The 22,370-nt window shown below is 60.2% G+C and carries 19 protein-coding genes and 1 pseudogene; 7 read left to right on the plus strand and 13 right to left on the minus strand.

The genetic code is table 11. From position 1 onward, the window contains the following. Positions 1–105 precede the first annotated feature (105 nt). The 5 genes from xth to P9273_RS14545 all read right to left on the minus strand — a co-directional run bounded on the left by xth (position 106) and on the right by P9273_RS14545 (position 5,007). Positions 106–879 carry an exodeoxyribonuclease III gene (gene xth, locus P9273_RS14525; RefSeq protein ID WP_278049493.1) on the minus strand — a complete coding sequence of 258 codons (774 nt, stop codon included), beginning with the start codon at positions 877–879 and terminating at the stop codon, positions 106–108. Between the two features lie 2 nt (positions 880–881). After that, entirely contained in the window at positions 882–1,268 is a 387-nt protein-coding gene (locus P9273_RS14530; RefSeq protein ID WP_052458782.1) for a response regulator, read from the minus strand. Beyond that, positions 1,268–2,719, minus strand: a complete 1,452-nt coding sequence (locus tag P9273_RS14535; protein ID WP_040999761.1) for a sensor histidine kinase — start codon at positions 2,717–2,719, stop codon at positions 1,268–1,270. Before P9273_RS14535 ends, P9273_RS14530 begins: the two co-directional genes overlap by 1 nt. Positions 2,720–2,726: 7 nt before the next feature. After that, the gene (locus P9273_RS14540; RefSeq protein WP_278049494.1) at positions 2,727–4,271 is read right to left on the minus strand and encodes an ATPase domain-containing protein; all 1,545 of its coding nucleotides are present in this window, start codon (positions 4,269–4,271) and stop codon (positions 2,727–2,729) included. A gap of 163 nt (positions 4,272–4,434) precedes the next feature. Beyond that, entirely contained in the window at positions 4,435–5,007 is a 573-nt protein-coding gene (locus P9273_RS14545) for a DUF1003 domain-containing protein (protein WP_278049495.1), read from the minus strand. Positions 5,008–5,124: 117 nt separating this feature from the next. Here P9273_RS14545 and P9273_RS14550 point away from each other — a divergent pair, with 117 nt between their 5' ends. Both P9273_RS14550 and P9273_RS32360 read left to right on the plus strand, forming a co-directional pair. Continuing rightward, positions 5,125–5,364: a BON domain-containing protein gene (locus tag P9273_RS14550; protein ID WP_278049496.1), complete on the plus strand. Its 240-nt coding sequence runs from the start codon at positions 5,125–5,127 to the stop codon at positions 5,362–5,364. A 158-nt stretch (positions 5,365–5,522) separates the two neighbouring features. After that, positions 5,523–5,618: pseudogene (locus tag P9273_RS32360) on the plus strand (ferredoxin FdxA); the annotation flags it as partial. A gap of 196 nt (positions 5,619–5,814) precedes the next feature. Here P9273_RS32360 and P9273_RS32365 read toward each other — a convergent pair. Both P9273_RS32365 and P9273_RS32370 read right to left on the minus strand, forming a co-directional pair. Then, complete coding sequence (locus P9273_RS32365; RefSeq protein ID WP_442920214.1) at positions 5,815–5,958, minus strand: hypothetical protein; 144 nt, start codon at positions 5,956–5,958, stop codon at positions 5,815–5,817. Further along, on the minus strand, positions 5,955–6,104 hold the full coding sequence (locus P9273_RS32370; RefSeq protein WP_442920215.1) for a hypothetical protein: 150 nt from the start codon (positions 6,102–6,104) through the stop codon (positions 5,955–5,957). The genes P9273_RS32365 and P9273_RS32370 overlap by 4 nt, the downstream gene beginning before the upstream one ends. A gap of 202 nt (positions 6,105–6,306) precedes the next feature. Between P9273_RS32370 and P9273_RS14560 the strand changes: the two genes are divergently transcribed. After that, complete coding sequence (locus tag P9273_RS14560; RefSeq protein ID WP_278049497.1) at positions 6,307–8,283, plus strand: sensor histidine kinase; 1,977 nt, start codon at positions 6,307–6,309, stop codon at positions 8,281–8,283. Between the two features lie 639 nt (positions 8,284–8,922). Here the strand turns inward: P9273_RS14560 and P9273_RS14565 are convergent. After that, positions 8,923–9,114, minus strand: a complete 192-nt coding sequence (locus P9273_RS14565; RefSeq protein ID WP_278049498.1) for a hypothetical protein — start codon at positions 9,112–9,114, stop codon at positions 8,923–8,925. A 282-nt stretch (positions 9,115–9,396) separates the two neighbouring features. Between P9273_RS14565 and P9273_RS14570 the strand changes: the two genes are divergently transcribed. Both P9273_RS14570 and P9273_RS14575 read left to right on the plus strand, forming a co-directional pair. Next, positions 9,397–10,152 carry an ATP-dependent DNA ligase gene (locus P9273_RS14570; protein WP_442920222.1) on the plus strand — a complete coding sequence of 252 codons (756 nt, stop codon included), beginning with the start codon at positions 9,397–9,399 and terminating at the stop codon, positions 10,150–10,152. 144 nt (positions 10,153–10,296) lie between these two features. Further along, a complete protein-coding gene (locus P9273_RS14575; protein ID WP_278049537.1) occupies positions 10,297–10,695 on the plus strand; it encodes a YidB family protein in 399 nt (132 codons plus the stop codon). 236 nt (positions 10,696–10,931) lie between these two features. Here the strand turns inward: P9273_RS14575 and P9273_RS14580 are convergent, their stop codons facing one another. The 3 genes from P9273_RS14580 to P9273_RS14590 all read right to left on the minus strand — a co-directional run bounded on the left by P9273_RS14580 (position 10,932) and on the right by P9273_RS14590 (position 14,748). Further along, positions 10,932–12,962, minus strand: coding sequence for an AI-2E family transporter (locus P9273_RS14580; RefSeq protein ID WP_278049538.1), 2,031 nt, complete (start codon positions 12,960–12,962; stop codon positions 10,932–10,934). A 406-nt stretch (positions 12,963–13,368) separates the two neighbouring features. Then, complete coding sequence (locus P9273_RS14585; protein ID WP_278049499.1) at positions 13,369–13,971, minus strand: general stress protein; 603 nt, start codon at positions 13,969–13,971, stop codon at positions 13,369–13,371. 21 nt (positions 13,972–13,992) lie between these two features. After that, a complete protein-coding gene (locus P9273_RS14590; protein WP_278049500.1) occupies positions 13,993–14,748 on the minus strand; it encodes a DUF4142 domain-containing protein in 756 nt (251 codons plus the stop codon). A gap of 175 nt (positions 14,749–14,923) precedes the next feature. Between P9273_RS14590 and P9273_RS14595 the strand changes: the two genes are divergently transcribed. Next, positions 14,924–15,634: a Crp/Fnr family transcriptional regulator gene (locus P9273_RS14595; protein WP_278049501.1), complete on the plus strand. Its 711-nt coding sequence runs from the start codon at positions 14,924–14,926 to the stop codon at positions 15,632–15,634. Between the two features lie 875 nt (positions 15,635–16,509). Here P9273_RS14595 and P9273_RS14600 read toward each other — a convergent pair. Next, the gene (locus P9273_RS14600) at positions 16,510–16,743 is read right to left on the minus strand and encodes a hypothetical protein (RefSeq protein ID WP_040999804.1); all 234 of its coding nucleotides are present in this window, start codon (positions 16,741–16,743) and stop codon (positions 16,510–16,512) included. Between the two features lie 1,013 nt (positions 16,744–17,756). Here P9273_RS14600 and P9273_RS14605 point away from each other — a divergent pair. Then, a complete protein-coding gene (locus P9273_RS14605) occupies positions 17,757–18,113 on the plus strand; it encodes a hypothetical protein (RefSeq protein ID WP_278049502.1) in 357 nt (118 codons plus the stop codon). Between the two features lie 96 nt (positions 18,114–18,209). On the opposite strand, the gene P9273_RS14610 is transcribed toward P9273_RS14605, so the two are convergent. Further along, positions 18,210–21,587, minus strand: a complete 3,378-nt coding sequence (locus P9273_RS14610; RefSeq protein ID WP_278049503.1) for a DEAD/DEAH box helicase — start codon at positions 21,585–21,587, stop codon at positions 18,210–18,212. Positions 21,588–22,370: the final 783 nt, after the last annotated feature.

A 22,370-nucleotide genomic window follows, 5' to 3' on the forward strand; every position in this document is an offset into this window, starting at 1 on the left:
GCCGTAACGATCGTCGACGCGATTCTTCGTCTGGGTGAGTGATCTAACGCGGGCTGAAGAGGCGCAAAAGGTCCGGTCCAGAACGGGATTCCAAGCGCGGCGGTTTTATCTGCGTACTTCGATCCAGGCGGGTGCGTGGTCGCTCGGCTTCTCCCACCCACGGGTCTCGACGTCGACGCCTGCGGCTTGAATCGTCTGCGCAAGCGATGGGCTTACAAGCAAGTGATCCATGCGCAGGCCGGAACTCCGGTCGTATCCGCCGCGGTAGGAAAAGTTCCAATAGGTGTAGATGCCTTTGCCCGGGTGGATTCTTCGCATCGCATCCACCCAGCCAAGGCTCAGCATGCGAGCGTAGGCGTTCCTGCTTTCGGGGAAGAAGACGGCATCGCCCAACCAACGCCGAGGGACCACAGCATCTATCTCGGTGGGCACGACGTTGTAGTCGCCACAAAGCGCGGCGCGCTCGCTCAGCAGAGATTTGCTGTAGTCGGTGAGACGGTCGAACCAGCGCAGCTTGTAATCGAATTTGGGGCCTGGCGCCGGATTGCCGTTCGGCAGGTAGATGCAACCGACGACGAGACCGTCGATCTCTGCCTCGAGATAGCGGCTGTGCGTGTCGTCGGGATCACCAGGCAAGCCGCGGCGTCGCTCGACCGGATCCCTCCCTCGCGCCAGGATTGCCACCCCGTTGTAAGATTTCTGGCCATGCCAGATCGCGCCGAAGCCGGCGTCTCGAATTGCTTCGATCGGAAATTTGTCGTCCGACGTTTTCAGCTCCTGAAGGCAGACAATGTCGCAACCGGTTTCGCCAAGCCACTTCAGCAGGACCGGGAGGCGGCCGTTGACGCCGTTGACGTTGAACGTCGCGATCCGCGTCATCGCTATCTCCCAGGGGGATTTCGAACGCCCATTTCGAGAGTTGAAAGGGCAACAAGCACTTTCTCAGGGTCTACCGGCTTTTGAAGGCAGGGAACGCCCTTGAACTCGGCTGGAACGATGTCGGGATCATAGCCGGTAAGGAAGACAAAAGGTATCCCCCGCGCCTGGAGGGCGGAGGCCAGCCCGAAGCTGGGACCAGCGCCGAGGTTAACGTCCACCACAGCGCAGTCCGGCCTCTGAAGCTCCAGCAGCGAAAGAGCCTCGTCGGCTGCGCTGACGGGACCCAGGACTTTGGCCCCGGCGTCTTCGAGCATCTGTCCGGTGTCATCGGCAAGGTAAAAGTCGTCCTCGACCACCAACACTGCTCGGCCGTGCAGGTCGAAGCTCATTAACTCCTCCTGTTTTCCTCGCTTCGCTCCGCGGGCACGTCGGTCTGCAGCACGCTTTCGCTCGGCTGCAACGGAAAAGAAATGCGGCACAAAAGCCCGGTTTCGGTAAGCTGCATCTCACCTACACCTTTGAGCTCGAATGGCACGCGGCGGGTGATTAGCTCGGTTCCGAATCCTTTGCGCATCTGCCGACCCGGCGATATTTCGACGCCGCTCTCTTGCCACGTCAGTTCCAGCCAATCCCTGCCCTGCCGCGGCTGTCGCCGCCAGTGGACGGTGACGTTACCCTGCGGCGCGCCAATGGCACCGTACTTGGCAGCGTTGGTCGTCAATTCGTGAATTGCCAATGTCAGGACCTCAGCTGCCTTTGGCATCAGTATGAGGGAAGGCCCGTCGACCGAAACCCGCGACGCATCGGCAGCTTGCGCCAGAAGTTCATCACGCACGATGACGTCCAGTTCCACACCTTCTCCGGCTCCGCGCGTCAGCAGAGTCTGAGTGCGCGCCATGGCGGCAATTCGGCCGCTCAGCCGTTCACGAAACTCCTGAGTGGAGCCGGTCGCGTCGCCTCTCTTGACAAGCGAAGCGACCGTGGCAAGAACGTTGCGGACCCGATGCTGTAGCTCAGCCGTCAGGACGGCCTGGCGCTCTTCGTTGCGCCTGCGCTCGGTGATGTCCTTGCCGATCTTCATGAACCCGCGAATTGTTCCGTCATCATTGCGAAGTGCAACCGTCTGGCCGTCAAGGAAAACCCGGCCACCGTCCTTGGTTTTATGCCAGCGGACATTGGGAGCGACACCTTCAGAGCGCGCCCGGCTGAGTTCTTGCTCGGGCACCCCATGTGCCTGATCTTCGGGTGTGAAGATCGAGGAGGTGGGCTTGCCCAGCATTTCGTCTGCGCTCCAGCCGAAAACCGAGGCGGCCCCGGGCAACCAGTCGACGATCAAATCGTCGGGGTCACTTAGTATGATTGCGTAGTCTCGGGCATTCTCGACAATCAGGCGGAAGCGCTCATTTCCGTGCTCCAGCTCGCTTAACAACCCTCTGAGCTCGTATTGGCGCTGACGGGCACGCAGTGCTGCCCTGGTCGAGCTGGTAAGCGTAATGGACTCGACCGGCCGCTCTAGCAGCGTGACGTTTCCGAGCGAGGAGACAAGCTCGGCTCGCCATGCTGTGGCCCTTTGATGGGGCAGGTGGCTCGTGAGAATGATGAAAGGAAGGTCTGACCAGACAGGCTGATCCTTGGTCCAGCGGATCAAGTCGTCGAGATCGCGACCGTAGAGACCTTCTTCGGCGGCGATGACGGCAAGACATTGCGGGCCAAGCCGCTCGACCAATGCGCTATAATCAGGACAAACGATCCCTGAGATTCCGATTCGCGACAAAATCTCGACGACCGCCGGCCCATCTCGGCCGATCGGGGCCAGGACAAGAACTGCGGCGCTGTCCATTGCAGGCCTAATCGTTGGCACCGTGCACCATTGGCAGTTCTTTGTCGCTGCTATAGGTCGGCGTGCCTGAGAAGACTCCGGAGAAGTGCGTGAGCGGCGGGCCCAGCGCAACGCCGTTTGGCGTCAGTTGAAATTCCCGGATCGTATGCTCGTGATTACCGCTGCGTTTCTTCACCACCGAAAGCGCGCGCCGAACCGTGCCGCCGAACTCAAAGTAGCGCAGCATGAGCACGGCGTCGCTCAGGTAGCTGATGTCGAGAGGCGTATCCATCGGGCCAACGAGACCATGCTGTGCAAGAATGAGGATAGTGGTGACCCCCTGCTGCCCTAGATAGCTGAGCAACTCGTGCATCTGGAGGATCAAGAATCGCTCGTCAGGCATCGCGTTCAGATAGCCGTTCAGGCTGTCGATGACGACAACTCTGGCCTTGTCCAGCTCGACACTGGCGCGCACCCCGGCAGCGAATTCTCCGGGCGAAAGCTCGGCCGGATCGATTTGCTGGAGTCTTATGGTTCCGTCGGCCAGCGCCTGTTCAAGCGGCATACCCAATGTGCGTGCCCGCGCCTCAATCGTGCCGCGACCTTCGTCGAAAGCGAAGTACACGGCGTGCTCGCCCCGTTGAGCCGCAGCCAGGGCGAAGGTCAAGGCGAGTGAAGACTTTCCAACGCCGGCGGCGCCGATGAACAGAGCGTTGGTTCCTCGCTCGATGCCGCCCCCGAGCATCTTGTCGAGTTCGGCATTCCCACTCGGCGCCGCTTCGACCGTAAACTCCTTGTGGTGCTCCGCTGCTACCAGGCGAGGGAAGATTCTGAGGCCGCCTTTCACGATCGTGAAATCATGATAGCCGCCGCGAAACCGAATCCCTCGCATTTTGACCACCCGGATGCGACGCCGTTCCGCCCCATAGTCCAGCGCGAGTTGTTCCAGATTGATCACGCCATGGCATATCGAGTGCAATTGCAGATCGGTATCCGACGACGAGAGGTCATCCAGCAAAACGACCGTGCAGCGGCGTGCCGTGAAAAAATGTTTCAGCGCGAGAACCTGTCGTCTGTAGCGCAGCGAGTTCTGAGCCAGCAATCGCAGCTCCGACAAGCTGTCGAACACCACGCGCGTCGGATCAAGGGCGGCAATCTTGTCAAACACCAGCTTGGTGGTTTCGCTCAGTTCGACTTCGGCAGGGTGCAGGATCGTCAGTTCTCGGTCGGGATCGAGCGACGTTTCCGGCGGCACCAGTTCGAATATGTCAATCCCGTCGAGGGTCCAACCGTGCCGCTTGGCTACCAAGGCCAGCTCCCGTCGGCTTTCCGAAAGCGTGATATAGAGCACGCGCTCGCCGAGTCTTACGCCCTCGAGCAGAAATTGAAGCGCTATCGTCGTCTTGCCGGTACCGGGGCGTCCCTCGTAAAGATACATCCGGTCGGGGTCAAAGCCCCCACCTAAGATATCGTCCAGCCCCTCGCTGCCCGTCGATACGCGCCTTTCTCCTGAATCTTCGACATGACCATCGCCGCTTGCGGTTCGAGCGCGCCCCTCTTGATAATCAGCCACGTTTGCTTCCCCTCATAAAGGAATGCGCCGGGCAATGCCGGCAGCTGCGAGCCGAACAACGCCGAAAACTAACGCCGGTTCCTTGCGTTTACTCCATCCTTCACTACGCAGAATGTCGGCTAAGCGGGCGCCCGTGACGACCGCGTAAGACAGGCTGCACGACTTAATTTCGGGTCGCGCGCTCGCCCACCTCTTCGATCTTGTCCAGGACAGCTTCCGGCGCCACATCGCGCTTGAGTTCTTTCAGTTCTTCGTCTGCCTCGGTGTTCACGTCCAAGCGCTTGGCAATCTCTTCAACCAGCTTGATGAGCTTGGTCGTCTCATGTTCATTCAGCAGACTGACCTGCAGATCCAGGTCTGCCCTGGCATCATCCTCAGCCGCCATGCGGTTCTGGTTGATGAGCACGAAGGTCGACAAGAAAATCGCCTCGACAGAGGCAAACATCGCCAGGATGACCAACGACGGATCAAATGGCTTGATGAACGTTACAATGCCGAGATTGAGTCCAATCCACGCCCCAAAGATGACCAGGTGGATGTAGACGAAGATCATGCTGCCGGCAAAGCTGCTGATCGCTGCGGCTGCACGTTGCTCCAGCGAGGCGGCCTTGGCATCGCGCTTCCTCCTTTCGACCAGTGCCTCTATGTTTCGCGCCAGGGCAGGGGCGAGCCCCTCCGCCGCCGGCGTGGTCGGCGTCACGTACCCTATGCTTTCTGCGGCGGCCTTCGGATGCATTTGGATCTCCCGTGTAGCCACCCTAACTCCCTGTTTGAGAATTCGCTCCATCTGCCAGTGCATGATGCGAGCCTTGCTCCTTTTTGGAGCCCAACCCGGCCTGCTCCGCTAACAAGCATGCCTCGCCCGGTCTCATTCCGTGACGATGCGAGCATCAGGCGAGAAATTGTCGGTGCTCTGCGGTCCGAAGCATGGCCATCGATCGGAGCAGCCGACGTGAGCGTGACAAGCGGCGTGGTCACCTTGTGGGGCGGTTATCTGTCGGAACAGGAACGAAAGGCATCGCTCGTTCTGGCCGAAAACATCGCCGGAGTTCGGGCGGTGAACGATCACCGCGTTCCCCTCGACATTGCCTAGGCGGTGGTTTGAGGCAGGGCGAGGACAGAGAAATGAGCATCGAAGTCAAGGACGCTGCCCCGGTTTCCGAACAGCAAATCCGTCAACTCGTGGACCTGGTTTACGACGTTCGCCTTATTCTATCGTCCTGACCGGCCCTGGCCGCCGATACGCGCCCCATGACGTTCGTGGTTACCGACAACTGCATCACATGCAAATACATGGACCGCGTGGAGGTCTGCCCCGTCGACTGCTTCTACGAAGGCGAGAACGTCGCGAATGCGCTGGGCGCAGTCGTAGGGCAGGTGTGCATGTCGGTGGAGGCTCGCGTCAGCCAGCCGGAAATTGGGCTCTTCCGTCTGAATTCCAGGGAGCGGCTGGACGACTTCGATGCCGAGGCCGAAGCCATGGCCTCCCCCGAGTCGTCATGGCGTGGTGTTGGCGGCGGCCGCTAGCGGCCGCCGCACATGCTCAAAGCACCTGGTCGGCGATGACGATCGAATATTGCTCCTCGGTGCGATCCCGGCAGATGTCGAATTCCGGGAAATCGACCGAGCGATAGTTGGGGCAGAGCGTCCGCCAATAGCGGTTCCAGCCCGGCGAGATCTCGATCACGTCGCGCGACTTGCGATTGCCGCTCCAAGAAATGTGTTGAAGGCTTCGATCTGGCGGATGCGCAGCCAGTTGCGCCCGTCATAGCGAAGCAGCCGCTTCACGGCATGTTTGCTTCGGTTCTTCAGAGCAACGGCAAGGCCTGTCATTCTCGACCTCCTCCTGCCGGCCGCCTCAATAGGTAGAAAGCATGCCGGAAAAAGGGCTGCCGCAAAGGGCGTAAGATCAGACAGTGCTAATCGAGCTTGCTGTCTCTCAGCATAGGGATAAGCTTGGCTGCCGTTGGGGAGAGGGTTGAAGTTGGTCCGTCGATCGGCTCGAGCTCATCTGCTTGGCTTGATAGCAGCGGTCGTGTTGCCCGTCTGGCTATTCGCCGCCTACCTGTTCGTTGACTACGCGCGGCATGAACAGTCGCGGCTAGAGCAGGAAGCACGCTGGACTGCCCGTCAGATGTCGCTGGTCGTAGAAGGCGAACTGGCCAGTCTCCAGACCCTTCTCGATGGGCTTTCGAAATCTCCGGCCCTAGCGGCTCAAGACTGGCAAGCCTTCGGCAGCGAAGCCCGACGCGTCGTCCAGGGTACGGATCAGATAATCACGCTCCGGGATTTCGAAGGTCGCGACCTCGCGAGCAGCCAGCCGGGCAGGATGCCGGATCTGCCGGAGCGACCGCTTACGGCCGCCGAGCATGAACAATTGAAACTCGCCGGTATCCTGGTTAGCAACGTATATGCCGCGCCGGGACCGAACGCATATCGTATTGCGGTTGCCAAACAGGTGTCCGGCGGGAAGGGCGTGCCGCTGCTGCTTTCGATCTCGGTCCCAACGGAACGCATTCGCCTCGTGATGCTGCCCGCCGTACCCGATGGATGGATCATCGGCGTTGGTGACCGTGAGGGAAGATATGTCGCGAGGTCAAAGCTGCACGACCAGGTGACCGGCAGGCCTGGTTTGCCGGAATACGTGAGTAAAATTGTAGGTCGCTCGGGTAGCTTCCACTCCCGTAATTTCGAGGGCAACACCCTGCTGGCAGGCTATTACAGGTCTCCCTACTCCGAGTGGTTCTACACCGCCAACATTCCCTTGGCTGACGTTCAGGCACCTCTCTGGTCGTCCCTCGCACAAATCGGTGCGACGGGTCTCGCAGCGCTGCTCATATCGCTGGCTCTCGCCTACGTCGTAGGCAGGAGAATCACCAAAGCTACCGGCGATCTCGCCGCTAGTGCCGATGCGCTTGGGAGCGGCCGCGCAGTTCAGGAAGTCTCCACCTCAGTCGCCGAGTTCGCCTCGATTTCCAAGGCCATGATCGCTGCCCGGCATGCCATCTCAAAGCGCACGCGCGAGCTGGAGACGGTTCTGGAGACTGTGCCGGCCGCGGTCTGGTTTACCTACGACCCGCAGGCGCACCAGGTCATCCGCAACCGGTTCGCGGCCGAACTTATGGGCCTGCCAACCGAGGGGCGCGATCTCTTTGGCAGGCCTGACCAGGTCATCGCCACCTTGGCATATAAGGATGGCCAGCCTGTAAGCCGGGAAAATCGACCGCTGAGCAAGGCCATGCGCGGCGAAAACACCAGCAACGAAGAATTTGTTTACACCTTGCCGACGGGAGGAGAGCGCTATCTGCTTTCCAGCGCCCGGCCCATACGCAGTCCGCAGGGATCGATCATTGGGGCCGTGCAGATCAGTTTGGATATTTCCGAGCGCAAACGCGGTGAAGAACAGCGCCAGTTACTTGTTAACGAGTTGAACCATCGCGTTAAGAACACCCTTGCCGTGGTCCAAGCGATAGCCGGCCAGATCCTCCGCAACGCGACCGGCCTCGAACAGGCAAGAACAGCTTTATCAGCCCGGCTCGTGTCACTGGCCAAGGCACACGACATTCTCACCCGGCAAAACTGGAGCGGAGCTGATCTCGCGGAAGTTATTGCGGCCTCGGTAGGGCCTCATGCGCCGATTGACCGATTTGATTTCTCCGGGGACAAGATCTGGCTGCCTCCGAACACAGCGCTCTCCTTCGCCCTAGCCTTTCACGAACTTACGACGAATGCCATCAAACATGGAGCGCTTTCGAATACGAAAGGCTCGGTCTCCATCTCTTGGCGAATTGAAAAGCACAGGGAGGGCATAAGCATTCTCGAACTCGAATGGCGCGAGCAGGGCGGTCCGCCGGTCGCGCCCGGCAAGGCAGGTTTTGGAGCGCAACTTCTGCAGCGGGTCTTCGGCGGAGAAAAGTCGGGTGGCGTTGAACTGATCTACGAGCGGACGGGAGTGCGCTGTCTTTTCACAGTTCAGTTCGAACACCAACAAGCTCCGAAGCCGGCCGACTGATCTTCACAGGGGAAGATCAGCCGGTCGGCCTACCTGTCCTAGTAATTGCCGCTGTAGTACCGGTCGTCGCAGGGCGCCGTGTAAATGCGTCCGTAGCGGTCCCGATACCGGCAGAGCTGATCGCCGCGGCGCTGCGGCGTAGTCGCAGAGCCGACCACGGCGCCGACCGCTCGCCGCGCCGATTACCGTGCTCTTGGTGGGCCATCAGTTGAGAGGTGGCCGGCTCCCGGCCGTCGCGAAGCTTTCGCCTCACCTGGGCCGAAACAGACGGGCCGGAGGTTCAGAGCGTCGGCCGCGGCGGCTTTGGAAGCGTGGTGTTGAAGCGCGTCGCGCCTTAGTAGTCGGGTACGATCTGAAACCGAAAACCGGGTAACGCCGAGCGAAGGTCCTTACTCAGCTGCTCAACCAGCTTGGGCGTGACCGCGCACATGCGTGGCGGAACAACATCAAATTGGTGGCCTTTTGGCGCGAAACCATTTCAGTCTCCCGAAAAGAATGAGCGGCCAGCCCGGTGGGGGATTGCTGGCCGCCCGAGGTGTGTCGGAGTGACAGAAACCGACCAGCCGACGCTATGCCGGCCGTTGCGGCGTTCAAGGGGCACCCCGCCACGATGGTGAATAGGCACTAACTATCCACAAGTCATTTGAACGCGAACCAGAACACGGCGGCGTCGGACTCGTCGGTAACCCGTACCCATTCCATTTCTTGGCGCCGCACGTGCACCTCGCGGCCGGTCCCTATCCTGGCGGCGTCCAACGGAGTTTCTGCTACGACTATCCGAAGGGCTGTCACGGCTTCGCCGGCCATCGTCTCGACCACATAGCTTTTCAATGCACTGCGCTCCGTTCGTCGGAGATGAACGGTGACTATCAAGGCTTGTTCCTGGTTGCCGTTGAGAAGCAGCGAATGAATGGTCCTATTAGCGAGAGCTAACGGAACCGAAACAATCCTGCGCTATTAAATCGAATTCGAGGGAGTGTTGGGGACCTGATGCGTAGATCAGGCAGCGACCGGCTGTCCTTTATTCCGCCTTTATCGCCGACCTTGGTTGATAAGCTACCGGAAGGCGAGGGTTGGATTCACGAAATGAAATTTGACTGATACCGCTCTCAGATCGTCATCGATAGGCGTGGCGTTCGCATCTTCACGCGGAGCGGCATCGATTGGACCGAAAAATATCGAGAACTGGCGAAAGTCGCCGACGAGTTAAACGTCGTCAGCGCGATTGTCGATGGTGAGATTATTGTGCTGAATGCAGCGGGGCATCCCGACTTCCGGGAGCTTCGCAAAGCCATCACACGCCGCCCGCACGATTTGTACTTTGTGGCTTTCGACCTAATGCACCTGAACGGCCATGATCTGCGCGACATGCCGTTGATCGATCGACGGGACATCCTTCAGGATCTCATACCAAAAGGCCAGCACATCCAATTCAGCGAAGCACTGCCGGGTGACGCAAAATCTATTTTTTACCTGATCGACCAGGCTGGATTGGACGGAATGGTCTCGAAGCGAATGGACAGCGTTTATCGGAGCGGCGATTCGACGGCGTGGCTGAAGATCAAGGCTTATGCCGTCGACGAATACGATCTGCTCGGTGTCGAGCGCGAGCCCGGAAAGCCGGCCTTCGTTCTCCTCACCGAGCGCGGATCGGGGCGCTTCATGGGGGCTGCATCCGTTACCTTGAACACAGAAGTGCGTAATCGGCTCTGGAAACGCGTCCAGGAGCACACGGGACCCGCGCCAAAGGGCGTCAAGCGACCCGCAACGCAGTGGGTAAAGCCTGGGCTGATCTGCCGCGTGAAGCATCTGCGTGGCGAAGAGACGTTGCGTCATGCTTCGCTGCAAGATTTTCGAGAAGAGGATTAAGGCACTAGGTCGATAGCCCGCCGCTGGTGTGCCCACACCTGGCGACGGGGCTAAAAGTGGCCGACGCCTCTCCTGGGGGAAGCCGCTGATCGGGCATTTGGAAATGCAGCGGAACCTTTTCCGACTGCGGCTGCTTCCCCTGTGATGGGAAGAAACCAATGGCAAATCTGGGCAGGCTGGCAGTCGCCTTACTCGGCGTGCTCGCCTACCAAAATCGCGACAAGATCGGGGCTCCGTGGGAGTCGCGATCCTAACGATCCGCGGGGCGGGATACTGGACCAATTGTCCAAAGGCGTCTCCGGGACAGCTCTTGGCGATATCGTCGACCGCTTCCGAGATGCGGGAGCCGGCTCAAAAGTGGGTTCTTGGGTCAGCCCCGGTCCCAACCAGCCTATCGGGCCAAACGAGGTCGAGGCGGCAATAGATGATGAAACCCTCGCTTCCCGCCCTAGGGTTAACCGGCCGTGGAGAAATAGCCCCGGCCAAGGCGGGCCGCAGCGACTTCCAATGATTACGTCCCGCCTTCTCCAATCGCGAATTTAGCCCGAGCGAAATTCGAGCGAGACCCTTGACCAAATGGCCTCAACGCAATCTGCTGCATGGGTTGAGAGCAACCCTATTGCAGTGGCCAGATCTGACTGTGAGTGGGGCCTGCAAGAAGCTCGAGCCAAACGCTTTTGGCCCTCATTGGAAAACTCGCTCCCGGCCTGTGGGCGTTGAGCGTCAGGCCCGGTAAGTTTCATTCGTCACTGGCATGCCGACTGGCAGACACGCCACTCTCACTTCGCTGCAGCCTGCAGTTGCTTGCGGCGCACCGGCTGGCGGCGGCGGTGTGTGGTTCTGAGCGGGACCGCCGGTTTGTCCGACAGGGCGCCGGTCACGGCGCCAACCATGTCGAAAGCGACGAAATCGGCGTTGAGCGTGCTGGCGAGCTCGGCCGCGGCCTTGCCATCGCCATCGCCGACCTCCGACCAGAAAACGATGCCGACGCGCAGCTTCGGTTCAATGCGCTTCAGCCGGCGCACCATGAAACGCGCGTGCTGGATGGACTGGCGGTTGAGGAAACTGATGAGGACGGCATTGGCGGCCTTCAGGTCGAGGCGGCGAATAGCCGAAGGTTCGAGGTCTGCGAAGCTCGCCTTTGACACCGAGGCGCCTTGTACTTCCAGCACCTGCGCCAACATGGCGCTGGCCGCATCGTCGAGCTCGCCGCGCCCGCCGGTGCAGAGGACCGCGATGCCGGAGCCGTCCGGCAGGTCGATATCTTCCTCGTCGTCGCCTTCGTCGGAAGGCTTGCCATCGGCAGCCTTCTTTTCAAGCACCTTCTTGTCCGTCGCCCTCTTGTCCGTTGCCTTCTCGTCCGCCTCAGCCGCCTGCTCTGCCTCTTCCTCGTCGGCCTCCTGCTGGGCGTTCTCGTCGAGATTGGCGACCAGTGTCATGGCACTGTCGGCGACCTGCTTGCGCTGCTCGTCATCCATGACGCCGCGCCCACGGTCTTGCTCGCCAAGCAGAAGCGCGGGGATGGCGACCTGGTCATAAAACTGGAACAGATATTTTTCCTCAAGCATCTCTTCGGCATGATCTGTCGCTTCGTCAGGATCGCCGGCCAGCAGCCGTTGGTAGAGTCGAGCATGCGGCTCCAGCACCGGTTCGTTACCGAACAGCACGTCGAGGAACTCGAATTGGGGCACATGCCGGCCGAGCACCACCAGGCAAACGGTGAGCGGCGTCGACAGCACCAAGCCGATCGGCCCCCACAGCCAAGTCCAGAAGATCGCCGCCACGATAATGGCCAAGGGCGACAAGCCGGTGTGCGAGCCATAGAGCCACGGCTCGATGACATTACCGGTGATGAGCTCCACGACAATGAAAAGCACGGCGGTCCACAAAACCAGCGACCAGCCGGGCGCCACCGCCAGCGCGAGGAACAGCGGCAGCAGCGCGCCCACGATCGGCCCGATATAGGGAACAAAGCGTAAGGCCAGCGCCAGAAGGCCCCAGAGCAGCGCATTGGGAATGCCAAGCACCCATAGCCCGATTGTGATGGGCACGGCGTAAACGGTGTTCACCACCAACTGCATCAGCAGATACTGGCCGACGCGCTTGCCAGCATCCTGCAGCGCCTGGGTGGTGCGGTGGAGATCGCCATAGCCGACCAGCCGGATAAAGCGGTCGCGGAGGTCCTCCCGCTCCATCAGCATGAAGATGACGACGATGACGACGAGGCCGGCCGAGCCGAGCGGGCTGAGCAGCGGCCCAATGAGGTTCTGTAGAACATCCAGCGGCTTTTCATGCGAGACAACCTCGACCGGGATCGGCTCGCGCTTCGGGGCCTGGGCGGCTGAGGGCAGCTGCGGTTCCTGGCGATCGATCTCCTGGCCAACCCGCTCGATGACGCCGCTGAGACGCGAGATAACGCCTCCGCTAAGGCCGTTTTCCTTCAGCGCGCGGATTTTGGTCAGGATGTTGATCTGGTAGACGGGGATATTCTGCGCGAGATCGCTGACTTGCGTGGCGACCACGAAGGAGAACAGCAAAAGCGCGGCGAACGCCCCCGCGACGCTGGCGATGACCGCCGCGATGCGCGGGACGCCGGCGCGCTTCAGCCAAGACACGACGGGCGCGATGGCGAAGGTCAAGAGCAGCGCGACCGCGATCGGCAGAAACACCTCGCGCCCGAAGTAAAGCGCGGCGACCGTGGTAACGACGCTCGCCACCGTTGGCAGCACGGTGCGCGGATGGCCTCTGGAAGCGGCGAGCAGGCTCGCCAGCCTCAACTCCGACGCCCCATTACGACGATTGGCCGCCACCATCGAGCCTCCGTACTGCCTGGCAATGATCCGAGACATCGCCCGCGTGCAACGCGCCCTGCCCCGGTCGGTTGCGGATCCGCTAATAAATAGCTTGGGACGGGGTTTCCGGGGAGAAGCTTTTTGCCGGATCCAGGCCCCGCAGCCGGATCCAGGCCCCGCAGCAACGTGGAGTCCGAAATGATACAATCTCGGACGAACCGTTCGCGCAGCGCCAAGGTCCCTTGATGTTCCCCCGAGAAGGCCTATTGGGACCAGTGCGCGCCAGTATCAGACCACAAGGCCTTTCATCCTGACACTAGTGCGGATGCGCAGGCCCCAGTCGTAGAGGACCCGACCCGTCAGACAAAGGCGCCGGGCGGGTCCCGGCGCTCTCATTATTGGTCCGGCCGTAAGTGCGAAACCGTCAAGGACGATTTGCATATCGCGCTCGATCGCGCTCGATCTCCTCGGGCGTATAGTTGTCTGCAGCAGGATCAAAGCCGGTCCAGCCACCAGCCTCGTAATCACGCCGGCGCTCCTCCACGTTCACCACTCTTGTGCGTCCCAGTATCGTCTGTGCCTGGGCAGCCAGTTGGTCGTCGACCCGTGCCGTTACCAGCGTTCCGCCACGGCGCACGCCTTCTGCATAAACGTGAGCATCTCTTTCGGACACTCCAGAGTCAGTGAGCGCGCCGATGATTCCTCCGGCGGCTCCCCCAACCGCCGCTCCGCCTAAGGCGCCTACGGCGGTGGCAGCGAGCCACCCCGCGGCAACCACGGGACCAACACCAGGAATGGCCATGATGCCGAGGCCCGTCAGCAACCCACCGGCACCGCCAATGACGGCACCAATGCCTGCGCCGCCAGCCGCGTCTTCAGCGGCGTCGGAGCGATCACCTTCATACCAGTCGGTCGAATTGTTGGCGACGATGCTGATATCGGAGTGGGGAATCCCGCTCTCCTCGAGTTCGCGAACCGCCGCTGCAGCGTCGTCATAATTGTCGAATAGTCCGGTCACTGTCTGCATGAGTCTTCTCCAAAATCTCGGTTACTTGGCGCCGGCAACGACGTTGCCCTGGTAGTCAAGGGCGACGTCTGTCTGCTTGCCATCCTTGGTAGCGTGCCCACGCCAGATGCCTTGGTCATCCTTCGTCAGCCCTGACACATCCGAGAAACCGGCGTCTTGGATTCGGTTTTTGGCCTGATCTTCGGTGAAGCTGTTGGCGCCCGGTACGGGCGCGGCCGGATTGTTCGTGTCGCTCGTGGATACGGCGGGCGTGGTCGAGCTCGTGGTTGATGACTGGTCGTTGGAGCCGGAAGCAATCTTTTCAATCATTTCCTGGTGCATCTTGAGCGTCGGCAACGTCTCCTGCGCGAATGTCTTGAGCTGAGCATTGTCGCCGTCCCGGGCGTAGCCTTCGAACAGCTTTACAGCATCCGCATGTGCATCACGCTGAATCTGGGCGTAAGACTTGTCGAACGCGTCCTTGCCGGTTTGCAAAGTGTCGAGGTCGCTCTTGTGCTTGGCGTCCATTTGGGCAGGTACTTTCAGTTTCTGCTCGCCGGCGATTGTTTCAAGCTTGGCGTTGGCCGCACCATGATCGTCGATCATCTTCTGAGCGAAGTCTTTGGTTGCCTGATCTTGGGCCTTGCTCTGTGCGATCTTGCTCGACTCGACCTCGAACATGCCTCCCGCCGCGGCCTTGTCGACAAAGTCCTGCGCTTTGTCGGCGGCGTAGGAGGGCGCAGCAAATGCCAGGACCGCGCAGGTAGACAGCGCTGCCATCATAAGGCGGTGTTTCATCAGAGAGGTTCCTTGTTGAATGGGTGTCACTCCAACAAGCGCCGGACTCCTTTGTTCCACCCACTAGACAATTCAGATGCGCTCTGGCGCGGGCTTAAACCGGAACATTGTCGGCCCACCAAGGTTCGGCTCTATGTCAACAACCCGGGCGTTCGTAGCTTCGTCGTTAAACCTGATGATCCGTAAGCTTCAGGTCATCTCTGATCTTGCACCATCGGATGTTGTCATTCTGGAAAAGGTGGCGGTTCAGGAGCGCACCTTCGAAGCAAGCCAGGATATCGTGCGCGAGGGCGATCGGCCTTCCCATTCCTTTGTCGTTCTGGACGGCTTGGTGGCATCGGCAAAGCTCACGGGGGAGGGCAAACGGCAGATCACGTCGATCTTTGTTCCGGGAGATCTTCCCGATCTTCACGGACTTCATCTTTCCGTTATGGATTGCAGCTTCGCGCCTCTCACCCCCGCTAGGCTAGCTTTCATGCGTCATGACACTCTGCGTGCCATTTGCACTGAGCACCCTTCCATTGCCAACATATTCTGGCGCTCCACGCTGATCGACGCAGCTATATATCGAGAATGGGTCACCAATCTCGGTAGACGAGACGCCTATACCCGCATGGCTCACATCCTGTGTGAACTCATCGTTCGGCTTCATGCCGTCGGCAGGATTCAGGACCATGTGGCGGAGTTTCCAATAAGCCAAGCCGTGCTTGGTGATACATTGGGTCTTTCCACAGTGCACGTGAACCGAGTGCTGCAGGAGCTTCGTCGCGAAGGTCTGATATCAACGTCAGGCTCGAGGCTCAAAGCGGTTGACTGGCGGGAGTTGGTCCGAGCCGGAGATTTCTACAGCACCTACCTGCACCAAAAAAACTTGAGGCCGCTATGAAAACGCATTCGTGGAAGCGTGCTTCCTAGTAGCGTTGCCGGTGTCCCTCGGCATGGCCGTCCTCTCCGCGTTCATACTCCACCGAGGAGCACGCGTGGGGTAGATCCTGGAATCGTTTTGCTGAGAGATCATCTGCCGACCGCAATGCCGTCCGAGCCGCTGGTAACGTGGCAACTGCGTGAGGAACACATGAACGCGACCGAACGGGGGGCACCAACGGCTGACATCATTAAGAGGTCGAAAGCGTCTCCGAGACTATGGAGTCTCGAGAGGTGGGGATGGTGGACCGGTCTGTGGAGCGCTTTGCACGCCGATGGGTAGTCAAAGCAGCGGTCGGTCCCTCAGGGGTGTTAGCCGCTGGATTGAGGCCAATCGCTGGAGGCCGCTCGCCTACGCTCATAGCTGCGGCGGGCTTTTCTATGCCCGAACCTGGTGCCGCGCAGTGCGGTTTGCGCTGGCTGTCACTGTCCAGAGCTGTAATCCCATTCGCAGTTGCCGCGAAGTTACAGCGTCGTTGATGGACTTGTATCAAGAGACCCGCGTGCAGGGTTCCTGGCGGGCGGACCGTCGGGGAAAAGGGGAGCACCGAGCTTTTGAGGAAAGAACAGCCCGCAGGGACGGCCGGGCGGGTTTTCTTTTATCTCACCTTGTTGATGAGCGGCGTTTTCCGCTTCGGCGGCACATAGCGCCCGGCCTGAGGGTATCGGCATTCACCGCCTCGGTCGCGAAAGTCTCGTTTGGCTCCGTCGTCTGCCGTAGCTTTGCCTCTGGTCGAACAGCGGCCGGTAACGAATGTTCCCATTGGCCGGCACGGAAGCAGCGCTGAGCAGTCCCCGATCTTCTAAAGGAACTCGCGTTCTGCGGGTTCTCTTCGGTCAGTCGACTGCCTTCTTTCTGGCCGGCGCTTTCGGGTGACCTGACTTGCCCTTTGAGGCAGCGTCCTTCGCGTGGGCCGACATCGCCGGAGCTGCACCAGTCTTCTTCGCTGCTGACGACTTGGTGGCAGCTTTTGTCGCAGCGGCCTTCTTCGGCGCAGCCTTTCTTGCACGTGCCTTTTTCGGCTCCTCCTTCGACGAGAAAATGCCGGTGATGCTCTCAATGATGGACATTGGCAGGCCCTCGGTTGCATTTGACCATCAATGCCGACCGTCTTTAATTGTTCCACTGTTGAATTAGCTGTTGCTAATGGAGGAGAATTCACTCCTTGCTATTGAATCGAACTCCAGAGATTTAGTGCACATGGGTAAGCCCATGGGCAGGGGCTAACTCTACTCATCCAGCCCTATGGAACCGAGCTTTTCAGGAGTCCTCCGAAGGGCGACCTTTGGATTCACAAGGTCAATAAGCACGGCTACGGAACGTAAGTGATCCAAGGACCCCGACGGCAACCGGCGGCGTCTCGAGATCCATCATGGGTCGATCACAGAGCATCGGATCCAGTTCAGGTGGTGCCCTGCCGGGCACCGGCAACGCAGTGTTCCACCGGGTGGACATGACCGGCATGGAAGGCATAGTCTCTAAGGAAGAGAGGCGAAATTGCGCCACCCTCGCCGAAACGTGCGTGTAGTAAATGGCCGCTCAGCTTCTGGCCGCGCGCTCGCCGCCGGACGTGCAAGCCACCCTCTTGTGAGAGCCGCCTGATCCGTAAAGGCTGCTCTTGTTCTCCTTGAGAGGCAACAGATCGATGTCGCGCTGCTTGTCGTTCAACTGAACGGCGAGACGCCTTACGCGCTGGCCGACACTTTGTACGAAAAGGAAATCGCGTTCGTTACAAGTCACGGCCAAGGGGATCTGCCACTAATCGCCAACATCCCCATATGCAGAAGCCCGCTTCGGCCGACGCCGCCAACGCGATCATCGATCGAGTGCGCCCAGCGTAGATAGTGGCCTTCCGACATCTGGGTAGCGCACCCTCGAAAGCGCAACCTCGTCAACAGAGCTCAGTTCAGCAACTTCTGGCACTTTTCGGCCAGGCCGATGTTTCCAGCGTGAAACTGTCGGAAGCGTTGAGAAGCCCGGCGGGTTGGTCAATTCGGGAACATCCGTCAGTATCACTGGTTAGCTCCAGCAGCAGAGCCTGTGGCGTGCCGCGGGCAACATCCCTCTCCGGAATGGTGTTTCGATGGCCAATGACATCCCCGAAAAGAAAGCTCGCCAGGGCGGCCGTGGAGTTCGGGTTTTTGGGGTTTTGATCTGCGGGCTGGTGCTGGCGGCGATCGCATGGGGCATTGCGGAGATCTATGGCGAGGCGGCAAAGACGCCTGCAACTCAGGAAAAGCCCGCGCCGCAGGAGAATGGTCGGGCACCGTCGACCGCCAGTCCAAATCCCGCGGAAGCTGATCCGGCAAAGTCCAAAGCCGACAATATGAACGTCACCCCTGTTGACCGAAATCCACAGGTGGACAGGGACCCAACGCCTCGATCCAGCACAGGCGGCGACCAACCGGGCAAGCAACCGTCACAGCCCGCCTTGCAGTAGCTCATTCGGCCAATGCCTCAATGGTCAGTCAGCGCCGTCCAGTGGAACCGTTTCCGACAGCCCAACTGGGCGCGTGGATGTTGGCAGGCAAATCGGTCAAGCGATCCGGTCCAGAACGGTTTCAACGGCGGCCAGCCTCTCCTCTCGCACATCGGTGCCGTGCTCAAGAATGAGCCGCTGGGCCGACCATCGGAGCGGATCGTTTTTCCCAATTTTGAGGTGCTTCTGCAGCTCTGCCGCCTGCTCGGCAGGAAGTGTCAGCGCAATCCCCTTGGGTCCGCCATGGATTTTGCTGACGCCAAGCATCGTCGCGCGAATTCGAAGCGACGCAAGGGCGAAGCCTGTCTCGAGCGAGGACGGGATCGGCCCAAACCGATCGCTGAATTCCTCACGAGTTTGGGCGAGGGCAACTTCGCTTTCGGCCCGATCGAGTGCGGCGGCTAACTCGATCCGCAGTTCGGGATGGGGGATGTAGTCAATCGGAATGACGGGAGTAAAGCCGAGGTCAATTTCGGCGCGGTTCGCTGCTTTTATTTTTTCGCCTCGAACTTTGGCAAGAGCACGTTCGAGCAGGCTTCGATAAAGCGACAAACCGATTGCATGAAGGTGTCCGGCTTGCTCTTTGCCTAGCAAGTCGCCGGCACCGCGGATGTCGAGGTCGCGAGTGCTGATGTCAAATCCCGAGCCGAGGGCATTGAACTGCTCCAACGCCTGGAACCGACGTCGCGCACCCTCGGACACCTCAGCGCCGGGTTCAAGCGCCATCAGCATGTTTGCCCGGCGCGAGCCACGCCCGACGCGACCGCGTAACTGATGGAGCTGGGCAAGGCCAAACCGCTCGGGCTTATAAACGATGATTGTGTTAGCTCCCGGAACGTTGAGGCCGCTCTCGACTATGTTGGTTGCCAACAATATGTCGCCCTCGCCTGCAGCAAAGGCGAGCATCGCACGATCGATTTTCGCAGCTGACATGTCGCCATGAAGAACCGTGAGAGAAAGCTCGGGGACAATAGCGTTGATGCGCCTGGAAAGCGGAGCGAGGTCCTCAATGCGCGGGCACACAATCAAGCTTTGCCCGCTCCGCTCCTTTTCCGCGCGCAGCGCTTTTCGCACCACTTCGCTTTCGAACGTGACCGTCGCTGTACGTATCGGGCGACGTCGTACCGGTGGCGTGGTGATGACGCTCAGATCCATGAGCCCCACGAAGCCTGCTTGTAGCGTCCTTGGAATGGGCGTTGCTGTCATAGAAAGAACGTGCTGTCCTCGGGCCAGATCGCGCATGGCCTTCTTGTGGCGCGTCCCAAATCTCTGCTCTTCGTCGATCACGACGAGCGACAGATCCCTGAACCGGACGTCTTTGGCGCAGATCGCATGGGTAGCGACAAGGATTTGGACTGAGCCCTTCGCTAGGCTGGCTTTCGTTCGGTGGGTCTCGGACGCCGTTTGCAGGCGAGACAGCATTGCAACTTCGATGCCATGTCGCCAGAAACGCCTTCTGAACAGCTCGAAGTGCTGGCGGGCAAGGACGGTGGTCGGAGCGACGATTGCCGCCTGCCGTCCCGAGAAGACCGCAGCGGCTACGGCACGCACGGCGATCTCGGTCTTACCGAAGCCGACATCTCCGCAAAGAAGCCGGTTCATCGGCCGGCCGGAGGCAAGGTCCGCGGCGATAGCGGCAGCGGCATCGGCTTGCCCCAAGGTCAGATCGTATGGGAAGCCGGCGCAGAGGCGTTCAAATTGCACCCGGTCGGGATTGAGCGGCGTTGCCCGGCGTCGGTCGCGCTCGCCAAGCATTCGCACCATCCGTTTGGCCGTTTGCTCGATCCTCGCCACTGTCTCGTCGCGGCGTTGTCTCCAGGCATCACCCTTGAGCCGGTCAAGCGTGACTTCCGTTTCGGCGCCGCCATACCGCCAAAGCTTCCCGATCTCCCGCAGCGGGACCAGCAGGACCGCGTCATCGGCGTAACGCAGACGCAGCGCTTCATCATCTTCGATTGCGGGCTCAAGCCCTTCCAGAATGCCGATGCCGTGTTCGAAATGAACCACCACGTCGCCGAAGCGGAGCTGGGCGTCCAGATGGTGCGATAAATCATTCCGAGGCTGATGAACCGGGAGTGCCTGTCCAGCCAGATCTCTTAGCGTGACACAAAGAAGCATGTCCTCACGATCAACAAAGCCACGCTCGATTGGGGCTACATACAGGCACGCCGAAGGCGCTGAGCACACAGCGTCCCAATCGTCCTGGGGAGCCAGCGGCAACGCCAAGGCGCGTTCGACACGCCGCCCCCACAGCTGCAGCACATGTCCGGCCGGTCCGATGAGAACCAACCGCAATCCCTCTGCGATCAGCTTTTCCGCAAAAGATCGCAAAGCACCAGCAGCATCGGCTTCTCGGGCGAAAACGGGTATTTGCGTCTTCGCGTCGACATCGTCTACCACCTCAGCAGCAATCTTGCTGGTGATGGATTCCCATTCATCCCGGGAGAGGAAGTCGGACATGTTCTCGCCATCTTCCTGCAACGCCGAGATGGCATCCAGAGCCCGCTGATTGGCGCCACGTTCGGCGATCACCTCGACATCATCGAGATAGTCGAAAATTGTCTCGCTCGGCCGGGTGAGGCCATCCGGCGACGTGCCGTAGACCGGGACCGATTCCGATGCCGGATCCACGATGAGGTGCCTGGCTTCCGCGACTGAGCGCTGCGACAAAGGATCATAGGAGCGGATCGAGACGATAGTGCTGTTCTCTATCTCGATGCGGCAGGGGCGGGGGGAGGCGGCAGGGAACACCTCTATCACCCGGCCACGGATCGCTGCTTCACCGGGCTCGTCGACGCGGTCGTCGAATACATATCCGATTTCTTGCAGCCGAGCCTGAACATCCTCCGCGACCACCTCGTCGCCGGCGTGGAATTCGAGGTGAACGTTGTTCCAGATGTCACGAGGAGGGACACGGCGCAGCAATGCCTCAGGTGTGCTGACGAGCACGCGCGGCCGCTTGTCTCGATCCAGCAGCCATCGCAGGACGCTCATGCGCCGTCCAACCGCTTGCGCGCTTGCTGGAATAGCGTCAGCCGCTGAACCATCCCAACGCGGATAGAACGCAGCTGCCAACTCGCCGGCCATCGCGTTGAGGATTGTTGCTAGCTGCTCGGCTCTGCGGGTGTCTTGTGCGATATAAAGGATCGGTGCAACGCACGTGCGGATGCGGCGGTGCATCATCGCTGCCACAGCGCCCACTGGGTTCAACGGCGTCAAGTCGGTACTGATCTTCTTGCGGTGCACGCGCGCTACTTCGCTCACCGACGTGTTGGCCAGGAGGACACTCGCCAGCGCGGCCGGCTCGGCTTTTTCGCCGGCGATTTGTCGGGCCTCCGGCCGAGATAACGTTTCCCCTTTGGCGTTCGAAATGCCTGAAGCAAGATCAGCTGCTGCGCTCCCCGGTAGAGATCGAACCCCAGATTGAACAAGCACGCCCTCTCGATTGGCACAGAGAAGCCATCTAACCGCCGTTGCGGCGACGGGATGGCTGCCGCCCGCTTCGCATTTTCAAGGCATTTCGGAAGGCTCGGGCACCTACCTCGCAACCATGTTTCGAAGGCCCATTCGAGCCGATTACGATCCTCGCCTGCTCGATGGTCAAACCAAACAACTTTGCAAGTTCGGCTGGGCCATACGTATCGCTCCAGTTCTCAATTGATTTGGTCATTTGGGCTCCGCTGGATGGGTCTGCTCCCGCTCAACGTCGCTCGGCAAGCAAAGTTCAAGACGAAGCGCGAAATAGGTGATCCCGAGGATTCCAAGACTGCGCTTTTGTAGCCGGGTCTTTGGCGAGGTCCAGAAGCGGAGGCGGACGGTAGTTCGACGGCGCAGGAACTATGCAGCCGTGCGCTGCGTAAGCTAATGCCGGGCCTGGCGACGCGGTTGTTCCACTTGGTCGACACGGCCGGTCTCGAGGCCTCTCAGCGGGAGTGCCGCTGCTGGCAGCGCTCGGGAATGATCGATCCTTCGCGTGCAGGACAGTGAAGGGGCGCTGCCCTGGTTCCTTCGGTCGAAGTCCCCGTGGCAGCTTGAGCATCTCAACATCGCCGCCGTAGCGGTCTTGTTGCCGCGGTTGCGGCTTTTGCACGTCGTGAAAAACGGGCGGTTCATGCAGATCAACCTCGTAGAGCGATGCACTGGCCCATCAACGACCAGCGTACGATGAACGCAAAGGTGCGACCCACTCGACTAGACATCAGGAATTCTCGGCGTCGT

The sequence above is a fragment of the Mesorhizobium sp. WSM4935 genome (genome assembly GCF_029625735.1).
Taxonomy (GTDB): Bacteria; Pseudomonadota; Alphaproteobacteria; order Rhizobiales; family Rhizobiaceae; genus Mesorhizobium.